At 55.9% G+C, this 13,136-nt stretch carries 7 protein-coding genes; 2 read left to right on the top strand and 5 right to left on the bottom strand.

Annotated elements, in window-relative coordinates; translation table 11 throughout:
- Window positions 1-60 precede the first annotated feature (60 nt).
- Window positions 61-1,128 (top strand): glycosyltransferase family 4 protein, encoded by a 1,068-nt coding sequence (locus tag ACSBLW_RS14360; protein ID WP_435257289.1) that lies wholly within the window; start codon window positions 61-63, stop codon window positions 1,126-1,128.
- 112 nt (window positions 1,129-1,240) lie between these two features.
- On the top strand, window positions 1,241-1,795 hold the full coding sequence (gene rfbC, locus ACSBLW_RS14355; protein WP_435257288.1) for a dTDP-4-dehydrorhamnose 3,5-epimerase: 555 nt from the start codon (window positions 1,241-1,243) through the stop codon (window positions 1,793-1,795).
- Between the two features lie 8 nt (window positions 1,796-1,803).
- On the opposite strand, the gene ACSBLW_RS14350 is transcribed toward rfbC, so the two are convergent.
- From ACSBLW_RS14350 to ACSBLW_RS14330, 5 genes are all read right to left on the bottom strand, one after another.
- Window positions 1,804-2,118 carry a hypothetical protein gene (locus ACSBLW_RS14350; protein WP_435257287.1) on the bottom strand — a complete coding sequence of 105 codons (315 nt, stop codon included), beginning with the start codon at window positions 2,116-2,118 and terminating at the stop codon, window positions 1,804-1,806.
- 10 nt (window positions 2,119-2,128) lie between these two features.
- Window positions 2,129-3,661, bottom strand: coding sequence for a DUF2793 domain-containing protein (locus ACSBLW_RS14345; RefSeq protein ID WP_435257286.1), 1,533 nt, complete (start codon window positions 3,659-3,661; stop codon window positions 2,129-2,131).
- Between the two features lie 122 nt (window positions 3,662-3,783).
- On the bottom strand, window positions 3,784-6,354 hold the full coding sequence (locus ACSBLW_RS14340) for a calcium-binding protein (protein ID WP_435257285.1): 2,571 nt from the start codon (window positions 6,352-6,354) through the stop codon (window positions 3,784-3,786).
- 129 nt (window positions 6,355-6,483) lie between these two features.
- Window positions 6,484-7,275 (bottom strand): sulfotransferase family protein, encoded by a 792-nt coding sequence (locus ACSBLW_RS14335; protein ID WP_435260120.1) that lies wholly within the window; start codon window positions 7,273-7,275, stop codon window positions 6,484-6,486.
- A gap of 153 nt (window positions 7,276-7,428) precedes the next feature.
- The gene (locus ACSBLW_RS14330; protein WP_435257284.1) at window positions 7,429-13,122 is read right to left on the bottom strand and encodes a hypothetical protein; all 5,694 of its coding nucleotides are present in this window, start codon (window positions 13,120-13,122) and stop codon (window positions 7,429-7,431) included.
- Window positions 13,123-13,136: the final 14 nt, after the last annotated feature.

Below are 13,136 nucleotides of genomic sequence, written 5' to 3'. Positions count from 1 at the left end.
GTACCACGATACATCGAGCAGATCCTGAAGGCCGCAAATGGTGACTTCCGATTCACGGTGATGTCTGACGTGAATTCCGGTGGCTATGAATTTGTCAGCACTCATGGCGGAAAGCACATCACCCAACCGGGATTGCGCACCTCACTGTCGATATCGCGCGCCGCGAAAGCACTGCGGGGAATCTCCACCCAGATCGACATAGATCAACCAAATCTTGTCTGGGCACACGCACGGATGGCTGTCTTATTGTTACGGCTTATCGCTGTCTGGCGTCACATAAGAAAGAAACCCTTACCCGAATTGGCCATAACACTTCATGGCTTGCCCTTTGGTCCCGGCCACCGGCCGTTCACCGGTTGGATTTCGCGGGCTACAGAACTCGGTCTTCTCCGCATGATGCCTCCACATCATCTGCTCTTCCTGTCACAAGCGGCGCTCGACACGTATGCCCGATCTCCAGGAATGGCTGGGGCCCTGAACAGACACTCAACGCATGTTCTGGAAAACTGCGCCAACCTAGAGCCGATACCCCGTGAAAAGCGCGACGGTATACCAATCATCGTAATGACCGGTCGGGTGGGCTATCAAAAGAACCACCGGCTGGCCGCACAGATTTTCGGAAAGGTAAGGGCAGATTTTCAGTTTCTGCTATGCGGAGAGGGGACCAACAGTTCAGACTTCCGTGAGCATTTCATCCAGAACTCTGGCCTGAAACCAGACGACGTTGATCGGCGCGTGACGTTCCTTGGCCCCGTGGCGGACGTGCGGCCCATTTTACATCGGGCAGACATATTTCTCTCTACCTCACGATATGAAGGAATGCCGATCGCAGCACTGGAAGCGTTTCAAGCAGGCCTTCCGATTGCGACGACGAACATATTGGGAATGGCAGAAATCGTCGCGGCGCATCCGATGTCCGTATCATTTTCAGATCAAGACCCGGAAATGGCGGCTAAAGAAATCGAACGTCTCGTCGCTGAAATGCGAAAAGACGAAATGAGCCATACCTCTCAGATACAAGCCGCCTTCTCGAAAAGATTTTCCTTTTCCAAATGGTCCGAAAATCTGATTCCACTGATCCGAAAAATGTCTTCCTCCACAGACATCCACGATGCAAACCGGCCATGAAACAACCATAATCAAGAGTTAATTCGTGACCGAATAGCCGTCACTTTGTTGCTCGGCACTCTGATCTGGGGTTCGCAAACCAGATCAGTTCTAGAAAGGTGAACCTGTTCTGATGCAAGTCGAGCGTTTGGAAATGCAAGGCGTCCTGCGGTTAAGCCCAGCAAGGTTTGGGGATTCCCGCGGCTGGTTTTCGGAATCCTGGAACCATAAGCGTCTTCAGGAGCTTGGGATCAAAGAAGACTTCGTTCAGGACAATCGCTCATGGTCTGCCTCCGTTGGAACGGTAAGAGGCTTGCACTTTCAGGCGCCGCCCAACGCACAGGCAAAACTTGTTCAGGTGGTCCAAGGGGCAATTTTTGACGTTGTCGTAGACTTACGTCGCTCTTCCCCCAGCTATGGAAAGTGGATGGGTATAGACCTTACGGCAGAGACAGGTCAGCAACTGTTCATTCCGGCTGGGTTTGCACATGGCTTCGTCACACGCAAAGACGGTACGGAAATTCTTTACAAATGTTCTGACTACTACTCACCAAAGGCTGAAGGCGCGATCCGTTTTGATGATCCCGACCTAGGAATAGATTGGGGGATTGATCCGGCAAAGGCAATCTTGTCAGACAAAGACGCAAGGGCCGGGGCATTCAAGGACTTCCAATCCCCCTTTGCCTGATACTGAACCTATTCCATATGGTCATCCATCACAGGCGCATCATAAGCAGGTAATGGGATCGCACCGCCAGCCACCTGTACAGGCTGTGGAAACACCGTTTCATGAGGTGGATGTCCGCCATGCGGCAATAGCAGTGTCACTTCCAACTCGCCATCAACCCGCGACACTGGACCAATGACCCAAGGACAATCATGATCTTCAACGGGTTGCCCTTCCTCGACATGTGAAAAGTCATAGGCATCGCCATTCAGTGTCAGTGTCTCCGCGCTCAACTCGGCAACAAGAACACTGTCCATGCGGATCGGCATAAAACTGATTTTCATCGTAAACTCCTTAGAACCAGCGTCCTGTAGCCGTCATGGAAACCATTCGATTAGCAGCCGTCTGACTGACGACAGAAGTGACAGCCCATGAAGCTGTTGCCGATGTTGGCGCGGCTGTCATAACGCCCGCAAATGCTGAGGCACTTTCGGGCGTTAGAGTGATGACGGGCAGAGAGGTTCCAATGAAGGCAGCAGGGAACACCCATGTCTGCGCAGCCGACCGAAACCCACCCAAGAATGCCGTGCTGATGGCAAGGCTGATCGTTGTCCGCAGAGTGCAAATCTGCGTCCCATCTGCAAACCTGACATACTCACCATTGGCGTTACTTCCGCGCTCAATCACACCGCCCGTCGGCACGCCAGCAGACTGGCTCACCGGCCGCACAATCGTTCCCTGATGGAATTGTTCAACCCAAGGAGACCAGCCAGAGCCGCCGTAGGATCGAATGAAAACGCGTAGGTCCGTTGCAAGGGATGCCCCTGCGTAGCTCACGTACTGCTGAACCCAATTCGTGGCAGATCGCCGGATGTTCAAAAGCGCCCCGGCCGAACTGATTGGATAATTGTTTCCGGGTGTATTGCCGCCAGTAGGATTGAAGTACATTCCAGCTGCCGACAGATTATTCAGGTCGTCTGCGCTGGTTAGGGTAATCGCGCTTCCCAACCCGAAATCACCTACCTTGATGAGCCTTCCTGCTGATTGGTCAGTATTGCTCTGCGTGACGGCGCTGCCAGTAAGCGGCACGGAGAGGTTAAGCGCAGCCCCCGAAAGAACCGCCCGAACAAATCCCCCCGTCGCAAGTCCGATCTGGTCTGCATCCGGCGAGAAGATGCCGGTATCCAAATCGTTCAGGAAGCTCACCGTTGGCTGATTGGCATTTCCTGAGGCGAGCGACGCGCCAAGCGGAAGCTCGACTTTCCCAGAGGACGAAAGCGCGCGCAAAGACGTTTGAAAGCTGGAGCCATTCGAACTTGTCTTGATTTCGAAATTGTCGCTGCCAGCGGTTCCCATTTCAGCGCGCCCAGACCAGCCCGTTTGAAACAAAAGACTTGCTGTATCAGTAGCGGTCGCCTTGTTGATCTTGACTTGGTGGCCTGCCCCACTGTGGGTGAAAAGCGACGCGGCAGAAGATACGGCAAGCCTATTCAGTGAATCGGCATCGGTTGATACTCCAAGTTCTGCGACCCGCAGCGAACTTGCCTCTGTCCCAACCCATGTCACTCCGTCGAATACTGCGCGGCAATTTTCATCCAGAATCTCAGCATGCCAGCCCGGCCTTGGCGTGATAAAAGCCCAGCCTGTTCCTTCCCAGCACGCAATTTGGCCCTCATGAGCTGCAAAGCCATCCAGTGCCCCCGATGGAACAAGATAGCAATCCCCATCGGCTGGGCTGATCGGTGGACTGGTCAGCTGCCGGCTCAGGACAACCAGCTGCACCAAAATGTCCAACAGGCGCAAAGCTTCGTTATGGGTGATGTGCTTTTGCGCTTGGGCCGGAAGGATATAAGGCAAAGATAGGATCGCGGTGGAATCATTCGGCATAATTGCCCCTCTCGACTGAACAGCGGGAAGTCTGGCCAGACTCCGTCTCTGCAGCGTGAAGGCACCGTACGGTCTTCGGTAAATAGAAATTTCCAAGCGATCGGAATACTAAACCAGATTACTCAAAGCAGAAAATCTGTAGCCGTGACCATAGGTGATCCTATCAACTGGATCACCCAGTCAGCGACTCCATCTCCATCCTGATCTCCGATCAGCAATCCAGCAGGCGCAAAGAAATAGAAAGAGCTGTGCCCGCCACCAATAAGCCCGGCCACGCCGTTAAAGGTTTGGTCTAGATCGCGAAGATCAATTTTGTCCGATCCCGGGGTGAAATCGGTTATCACGTCACGCCCAGTTCCAATTCCTATGGTTGCCAGATCGGAGAATACAAAAACATCTGCGCCGGGGCTGCCGGTCATGACATCACGACCGAGGCCAGCATGGATCGTGTCATTTCCCACACCGCCATATATCCGGTTCACCCCATTCGTTGCATACATCACATCATCACCGGCTCCTCCGCCGACAAAGTCATTTCCTTGCCCTGCCCAAATGGTGTCGTTGCCATCCTCACCCAACAGGAAGTCATTGCCTCCATCTCCAAAGATCTGGTCAGAACCCGCCCCACCCTGAAGCGTGTCACTGCCTAAGGCTCCGTTGAGAGTATCATTTCCAAGCCCACCCCAGATGATGTTCCGGCCGGAACTGGCAAAGATCAAATCATCGCCTGCTCCGCCTCCGATATTGTCATCGTCCGCGCCACCAAAAATCGTGTCCGAACCATCGCCACCGCGGATGAAGTCATTGCCCGCGCCGCCGCCAATAAAATCACCGCCAGATCCAGCAAATAACACGTCGTTGCCACCATTGCCCATCAACCGATTTCGACCAACACCGCCGCCATAAATCGTATCTGCTCCGGTTCCGCCTTCTATGCTGTCATCGCCCAGCCCGCCCCAAATCATATTTGAGCCTGACAAGACCAAGATCAGGTCATTGCCGGCACCTCCACCAATATTGTCGTTTCCCCCACAAGCCTCGATACGGTCGTCTCCACCTTCGCCTCTCAACGTGTCGTTACCGCCCCCTCCTCGAAGTGTGTCATCCCCGTCGGCACCTTGGGCGCTGCCACCGTTGTCTCCCAAGACAACATTTCGCCCCGTAGGAGCAGCGATAGCCGAGCCCGGCAGATACCGACTGATAGGCAATAAATCCGTTGACCGAAAATCGGCTGCTGCAAGCGGCCGACCATCGGCCGATACGATCTCGATAACCGAAGATCCAAAGGTCAGGCTGATCCCGTGAGCCGTCGACGTGAAGCCAATCTGCGAGACATCTCGCAGCATCGGCAAATTCGACAGGTCAAGACGGTCAGAGCCGAGCTCAAAATCGGTGATGGTCGTAACTCGCGCGCCGGGAAGAATGACAAATACGTCATCCCCCGTCCCGCCCGTCAAACGTACTCGCCCTCCTGGACCAGATGCAGAAACAACGATATCATCACCGGCACCTCCATGAATTGATGCCGTCGTCCCTGATGCCATAAGAACATCGTCCCGGGGCGTGCCAAGCAGTTCTGCCGGGCCATGAGTCAGTACGATCCCGGTGTTGATTTCCAGCGAAAGACGCGTCAGTCCCGGATCGCGTGAACTTGCCACATAGATCTGTCCCATGCCGTCCGCTGCCCATCCTGCTGCAATGGCGCTGATAGCCCCAAGCGTCGCAGACTCGGTGTCCTCATAACTTCCCAAATGCAAAAGACTTCCGCCGGGCAAAAGTAGAAAGAGGCTTAGCCCATCATCCGCCCCTGCCGCCAAGACGAAAACATGGTCTCCAGCTTGTAGGACTTCCAAAACAGATACCGATTGAAACCGAGACTCTCGGCTATCCACAATATGATCAGTGGCGACCAGACTGCCGTCTTGAAGAAGTCTGAAAACAGTCAAGGAAGAACTGCCAGAGCTGGCCAAGATAACATAGTTTTCACCGCTGACGGTGACTGTCTCCAAAGCTGATGGCGACGAGAAACCAATGCCAGACTGAGGACCGCTCACAAGGTCAATTTGCTGCAACTGCAGTCCATCAGACACTCTGTACGTCACCAAGGATTGACCGAAACTCGATGCCGTAATCAGGAATGTTCCCCCAGACGTCGCAATCGTGTCCAAGCTCGACACTGCTCCACCCAACTGTGAAGTGAAGGGCTCTGGCATTTCGGCAGAATATCGGCGTCCTTCAGTCAAAGTTACAGGTTGAAGCGTTCCATCGCTCAGAACCGCTATGTAGGCGGCTGTATCCCAGCCGGCGATGTCTGTGACCAATGCCATGTCCATTGCCGGGTTAAGTCCACTTTCCCAACGGATCGACGCTCCGAACTGGCCGCTTGCTGTCAGGAAATAGGCTGAAGATGGGCTGCCGGTCATGCCTGCTGGCATCAAAAGTGTGGTTCCATCGGGAAGGACCAAAAGCTCTGCAGTTGGCCCAAATCCGGCCATTGGCACTACGGATCGGTAAGACACTGTTTGCAGCAGCGACGGTGCACCACTCCCGCCGATATCAAACAAGAACATTCCACCTTCACTGCGTGTCAGCGCAATCAGATAGCCTTCTTCTGAAATCAGAAGATCAGAAACCGTGGCAAGCGTCATGTCGCTGCGGCCCGCAAGCGTGGCCACATGGCGAAGTCCCACCATTTGGAAACCCCTTATCCCAGCACCCCCGTGCTGGTTTCAGGGATAGGGAGGCGTGCTTAATCCGGGATTAGAACAAGTTGGCAAGTCTCGGGCACGTTCGTAGAATTGAACGGCCAGATCCCACTCTTGTCACCAAGCCTCCACACTTCCGTCTGATTTGTAGCCGCAGCGCTCCATAAGTGGCGCGCAGATTTCGTTCACGATCTTCTGGAACTGCGGATCAAGGGGTTCAAACCGGCGCGAGGTGTCAATGGCACCATGATACTTAGGTGAGAAAAATGGGTTCGCGCGTTCCTTTTCGGACGGCTCGTGCTTTCCTTTGTTCCAGATTTCCGCTGGATTGATACCACCCATGCCAGTGAATGCGCGCAATTGGTCAATCAACCACTCTTGGTTGAGATCTTCATAACGGAAATGGAACACGCTGCCCGCCAAGTCAGGATCGTCAACATGGGCATAGCTCAGCACATATTCCGTAGCGAGCCGATAAACCTCGACGGCCCCCATCTTAACACCGGACCGCGTATAAACCTCTTGCTGAGAACGGATAACGTCATGAGGGTGGCGCAAGACAGTTACAAACTGTGTCGGCCATTCCATCAATGCTTTCACTGCGGCAAAATTCGGTGTCAGCAGAGGGTCCTTTACGCATAGAACCTTAGGCTGCTTTTGAACGCGCCAAATCAGGCTCATGGACTGCATCACCAACTTGCTAAGGTGCTGCCTCAGGTGTTCGGGGACCTTGAAGAACTGGGATGTATGTGCCCCCCAATGCTCCATTCCGACAGCGTATGACTCAAAGAGTGGCCGAACGAAGCTGATCTCAGGATGGTAGTCATTGCATGCAGGGGCAGTGCACAACAGCGCATGAGTCACACTCGTCCCAGAGCGGGGGGCTCCGCCCACGAAGATCGCTTTCATGGGTCCCGTCGGTGTATTCATTCGCTCGCTCCAAAACTGTTTGCGGGGGCGTTCATTTCCCTTCCCTTTAACGCGTGTTTACGAACAGGGCCAGAGTCCTGCGCTTTCGTCGGCAAGTGTGTGACTCTTTGCCAATTCAAGAGAGGCGGAGCCTTAACGCTTGGGATCTTTGACCAGGCCCGATTTCGCCTTCACCAGACCTTCAATCGCGCTCTCCATATTTTTGGAGAAGATTGGGTTGTTGACGAATCCCGGGTTTTTGGCGGCGGCCTTGAGGCGGGATTTGAGGTCGTTTCGTCTGTCGTGGTCTGTTCCCAGGGCGGTTGCCAGCGCGATGTAGTCTTCGGGCGTGTCGGTCAGCAGTTCGGCGAATCCGTGGGTTTCGGTCAGGAACTGGTCGATGGACCGGGTAGACCTGCGACGCAGGGTGATGGGCGGAATGCCATGAACCAGCGCAAGGTGGGTCATCGTCGCTCCGCCATGCGGGAAGGGGTTAAGATAGATGTCGGCGCAGCCCAGCGCCGCTTCGGCCTCGGCCACCGAAAGCTCGCCCAGAATATGGATCCGCGATGGGTCAAGCCCGGTCTCTGCCGCGGTTTGCGCAACCTGCCGATTGAAGACAAAGGCCATCGACCGCGCTGCCCAGCCGGGATTGTAGGGGGCTAAAAGCAGCACGCCGTTGGGAATGTCGCGGGTGGCGCGCATCATCGTGACCAGAGTTTCATGCCGCAGCTTCATTGACGAGCCTGCATTCATCAGCACGACGTCATCAGCCGAGAGCCCAAGCGCGGCCCGGTCAAGCGGTGGGTTCGGGCGTGGCTCCAGCGTCGTCAGGTAGTTGATCACAGGGCCGGGCAGCCGGATCAGCGTCTCACTGAAATCCTCTTGTGGCACTTCGTGATCAGAATGGTCGCTTTGGCCAGTGATGACCGCATCGAAGGACGGATAGCCCATCGGCATCGGCACATGCGAGTTCAGCACGATCTGCAAGGGGGCCACGCGATGAAACAGCGCAAGGTCCATCGGTTGCAGACCATAGGTCGTCGCATTGGCGTAAAGGAAGACATCCAGATCATCTGCCAGCAGCGCCGCGCGGATGCCCGCAGCATCGCCGGGTAGATCGCGGCGGTTCGGAACCACCGCGTCAAACTGTCGGTCAAAGCCCGGATCCTTGCTGACGACCCGGTCACGGAAGCCGATGGAATAACCGAAAATCTCAAACCGGCTGGCGTCAAAGCCGTTGAAAAACGTCAGAACCGCCTCGCTGTCCGGACCCTTCTCAAACGTCCGGCACAACACACCAACACGGATCCGACGCTCGCCAGATGAGGGGCCGATAAGTCTCGAAGAAGGGACTTCGAAATCTTCCCGCAAGGCGACCCTGCTCAAAACGCGGTTTCTGGCCCTTTGCACGCCGCGCAGCGACTCGTCGACCAGAAACAACTGCCCCAGATCAATCCGCCCTGCCATCCGCGACAGGCGCAACGACAGCGCCGCGGAAACCGCTGGCTCCGCCGCCGGGTCCAACCGGTCCGCCAGCCAATCCAAAAGCCGCTCGACATGCGACACCCAAGCCGCATCCTCCCCCGCCCCGATCAGCGCCGGTGGCGACATCGCCCAGAAAATCCAGCGTTCCAGAACCGCTTCCGGCAGAGCCTCATGCGGCTTTGGCAAAGGCACCTGCCACGCTGGCAACAGCACCATGCCCAGCATCACCAGCCGCCGCAGCCCGACAGGGCCGGCAAAGACCGCATCCAGCCCCTCTGACCCCTCAGCAACCTGCTCCAAAGCCGCAGCCACACGCCCCGCCAACGCCGCTTCCGCCGCCTCAAAACCGCCCAAAACCGGAAAGCCTGATCGCAGATTCCGCCCAAAATCGGTGAAGAAAGCGTGATCAAACACCTCTTCAATCTCTTCCCCACCCGCGCCTTCCAGCGCCAAGGCCGCAGACCGACGCAAATGCCGCAGACGATCCTCAAACCCCAAAGGCGTCGGCCCAGCCCTGACAGCCCAAGCCCCCGTTAGAACATCCGCCTCAAAAGACGCTCCGTACAAACGGTCAAGGATACGTCCAAGTTTTGTCTCCTGTGGCCATCGCGTATCAAAGAAAGGGACGACCAGAGATGACGGCACCGAATAATGCGCTTCGACCGGCTTTAGGTTCACCCCGGCGCTACCCGGCAGTTGCCAGCCCGAAACCGCGGTCATTTCAAGCCCGGCGATACGTCCGATGACGTCCCAACGATGAAAATCAGTACCGGGAGCGTTTCCATGAAGCACCCAGACCCGTGTCCCTGGACGGGCAACGCCCAACACGGCCAGTTGCGGACAGTCTGTCGCGACAATTTCTTCGGCATCGCAGACCAAAGCCAGCAGTTCGGCAAAATCCAGCTTTGCCGGGTCGCGCTGCAGAAATCCACATCGCGCCAATTCGTCACCAATTTCTTCAAGATTGAGAAGGCGCCGGCTTGAAAGCCCTTCTGCCGCCAGAAACAGACGCCGCGCGGGTACTGATCGGCCCGCAGTACGAAGCCTGTCACGCAGCAAGGCCAGGCTTTCCGGATGGATCCGAACAGCCGCAGGCGTAGCCTTCGATCGAGCCGTCACATCTGCGGCAGCTTCTTCAAGCCGATTGACCGCTTCTGAAACATAGAGCCGATCGACAACGGCCGTACTTCCACGGGGCACACGAATGATCGCCCGATCCGGGAATGTCATACGCAGTGCTTGAAGCGCCTGTCGTGGGATATCAGCCTCGGTCAGAACAGGAACATCGGCAGGAGCTATTTGGGCGGCAAGAATAGCTCGTGGCAAAACCTCAAGCAGGAAATGATCCAACCTGTCGTCGGAACTGCCACAGGCAAAAATTGCCTCGCCAAAAGATTGTCCCGAAACGTGACTACGAAGCAGAACTGCATCATTGCGGCGCGCCGCGACTGCGGTTTGAGGCCGAACAGCGAAGGCACCAAGTCGTGCCAATTCGCTTCCGGGAAGCGGCCCCTGTTCTGGCCCAATCGGCCACCAGCCGCCATCTTGCGTGCCAATGCCGTCAGCACCGCCGGCGACAGTCGCTCGACGGCACATCCCGACCCGGATCTCGGGAACATCGAACTTCGGCGGGGATGGTGCGATATGGCCATGAGCCACCACCGCAGGCCGGGTCAAAGATACTGATGAACCGCCAAGCGCGGGCTGCAGATCCATGCTTTCGGGCGCTTTGTCCAAGGCCCGTCGAACCTCGACCGCCAAGGTCGGATGGGGTGCCGCCGTGGATGGATGAATTGCCTCAGCAAGCATGATCTTTGCCTGATCATCATCAGACTGTTGGACCAATGCTTCAACCATACGAAGCATGGAGTTCCGCAGCGCCGGATCGTGGGGCTGAACGGTGCGGAATACCCCGGCCCCTACTGCTGCATAGTGCAATAGGGGCGACCCGCCTTCACGGGATTTAAGATAGCGTTGCCAGTAATCGTTTCCGTCAAAGAACGGATGGGGCAGCAAACCATCAAATTGCCCCTTGACCAAATAATGCACCAAGGCATTCGCCGATTTCGCCCGCGCTTCTTCTGACTGGGAAAGATAAAAGGCGGTCGAGAACCAAGGATGCGGGTCTATGTTTTCTTCATTACCCTTCAGCACATAGTGGCGCGTCGGGTGGTCGGAGCACCAAGGCGCCTGAGACAAAATGTGTGAAGCACTGACAAGTGGGTGGGTATCAACCCGAGACAGCTTGCCTTCTGCAAGATCCAGCAACAGCGACCGCATGGAAATACAGGTCTCTGGCCGCCGCTCGGACACAAAGCTTGGGTCTATCAGCGCGTGGGTGCCGCGATCCAGCCGGTTTCCTTCAATCAGGTGAGCCCACAACGTATTCGGAGCGGCCCAACGATATCTCTTTGCATCCTCACCACAAAGATGTGCCGGGTCATGCAAGGGATCAGGAGAAGGTTCGCTTGGCGACGCTTCCGGTTTTCCAAGCCAATAAAGCAAGCCTTCAAGAATGTCGTTTGCGCCCCAATCTCGCACTATCTCGGGGCGTATCAACGGGTGAGGGCTGAGGCCTGCTTTGCAACCGACAGTCAGGTAATGCAGCAGATGCGGAGTGGTATCGGCATCAAAGCCGCGGGCACGCGCATAGTGTTTCGGGTCAAACAATGGATGCGGCTGGATCGCGACCGAGCCTGCTTCAAGATAGCGCTCTAGGACGCTCGCCTGTTCAGCCTTGATTTTCTGGGAATGATTTTCCAACCGCGACAAGGCGTTTTCTGCGCAGGCAGGTACGAAATAAGGATGCGGCGTCAACCCACGCTTTTCACCGTAACGCAGGTAATGGGCCAGCAGGCTTGCCTTTTCTCCTACAGTCCCCTTCGGCAATTGTGCACGATAATGCCAAGGACTGAACAGCGGGTTGGGTGACCTTCCCTCACGCTCTCCGTTATCGCGATAATGGCGACGCGGGTCGATCTTGGCCTTGGCAATATCCGGATAGCGCGAAAGATAGTAATCGGCATCAAACAAACGATTAAAAGCCGAGACCGTTTCTTCCTCTGAAACGTTTCCAGAAAGACGCCCCTCCGTTACATCCAGAACGGCTTTCAATCGACGTGCGAACCGTTCCGCGCTGCACCGGCGCTCGTACCAGTCCCGTGCCTGATCGCCTCTCTGACTAAGGTCGGGGGCGGTGAAACCTTTCCGAAGAAGCTCTGCCAGGACAGAAACGTCTGACCAATCAATCGTGCCAAGCAGTCCAAGATTTTCAGCACCATCTCCGGTGAAACGGGCAATCGCCACACGCGACCATGCGGCCGCGCAAAACCCCATGGAATGGGAAATTCCGGGCAAATTGCCAAAGAACACATTGACCCCGAAATGCCGCAGGATGTTGGCAACAGCTCCTTCTTCGCTTACGAACACCACACGATCAGTGTTCAGGTCCACCTCCTTCAACCGGACCTGAACCGCCTGACCTAAGCGCGGGTCAGAGGGCCCGATGTGGATATGCCGCCCATTCGTCGCTTTCACGACCTCCAGAATAAAGTCAGCCAGCCAATCAATTCCAATGAGGTCCAGATCGTCGCTAGAACAAGAGGTGGACGTCGTCAGGTTTCGACCAAAAGGATCGCTCAGACTGATTTGTTGACCGGTTTCGGCTAGCCGCTTCGCCAGCCGCCTGAACGACTTCATAACGCCTCGAGCGTCCAAACCACCAAGAACTGGCCTTTGCACACTATAATCCGACGTCGACGGATTGTTTTCTGGATCAAAGATCAGACCAAGTTCTGCGAGTCTCGGTTTGACGGCAATCCCGCAGTCGCTCATGGCCCTGCGAAGCATCGGTTTGGAAACAGCCGGGCCAAGGATATGAAGTGCGTCGGCGAACTCTGGGTCAATAAACCCCGGAACAATCGCACCTTGCGTGGTCTGGCCGTGCAAGAGGTAAAGCCGCTTGCCCATTCTTCGCGCCAAACGCTTCGCGGCTGCAACTGCTACCTGATCTGTTGGAGCAGAATGAACCATCACACGCTGGGGCAAAAGCAGGTCAACCCGTCCGGCGACCCATTGCCAGTAGCCAGCCTCGGTCACATTGTCCGGCCCCTGAATAACAAATCCGCCAGCGGCAGCGATATGGGACAAGGCCTGTTTGTCTTTGAAGGGTGACGTGAAAAGAACGACATGGCGTTCTAAGGGCAGGACGCGCATAACTTGCAGCAGCACGGATTGCCAACGGATCAATCCGGCCTCAGGCGTCACAATGTGCAGCGTTGCGGGGCGATCAAACCCAACAGGCAAAACACTGCTGTCTGCCGGGCAATCAGCAAAAGTTACTGATGACGTTGCCTGCATGCCTCGCATCCTCT

The organism is Thioclava sp. FR2 (assembly GCF_051200875.1).
Lineage (GTDB): Bacteria > Pseudomonadota > Alphaproteobacteria > Rhodobacterales > Rhodobacteraceae > Pseudotabrizicola.
Note: the sequence above shows the minus strand (reverse complement) of the source record. Positions and strands in the feature narration are given on the sequence as shown.

Bases quoted from the DNA above. Each gene is read 5' to 3' on its own strand.
- ACSBLW_RS14360 (WP_435257289.1), top strand. From the start codon at position 61: ATGTCTGACGTGAATTCCGGTGGCTATGAATTTGTCAGCACTCATGGC.
- ACSBLW_RS14350 (WP_435257287.1), bottom strand. From the start codon at position 2,118: ATGAAAATCAGTTTTATGCCGATCCGCATGGACAGTGTTCTTGTTGCC.
- ACSBLW_RS14345 (WP_435257286.1), bottom strand. From the start codon at position 3,661: ATGCCGAATGATTCCACCGCGATCCTATCTTTGCCTTATATCCTTCCG.
- ACSBLW_RS14340 (WP_435257285.1), bottom strand. From the start codon at position 6,354: ATGGTGGGACTTCGCCATGTGGCCACGCTTGCGGGCCGCAGCGACATG.
- ACSBLW_RS14335 (WP_435260120.1), bottom strand. From the start codon at position 7,275: ATGAAAGCGATCTTCGTGGGCGGAGCCCCCCGCTCTGGGACGAGTGTG.
- rfbC (WP_435257288.1), top strand. From the start codon at position 1,241: ATGCAAGTCGAGCGTTTGGAAATGCAAGGCGTCCTGCGGTTAAGCCCA.
- ACSBLW_RS14330 (WP_435257284.1), bottom strand. From the start codon at position 13,122: ATGCAGGCAACGTCATCAGTAACTTTTGCTGATTGCCCGGCAGACAGC.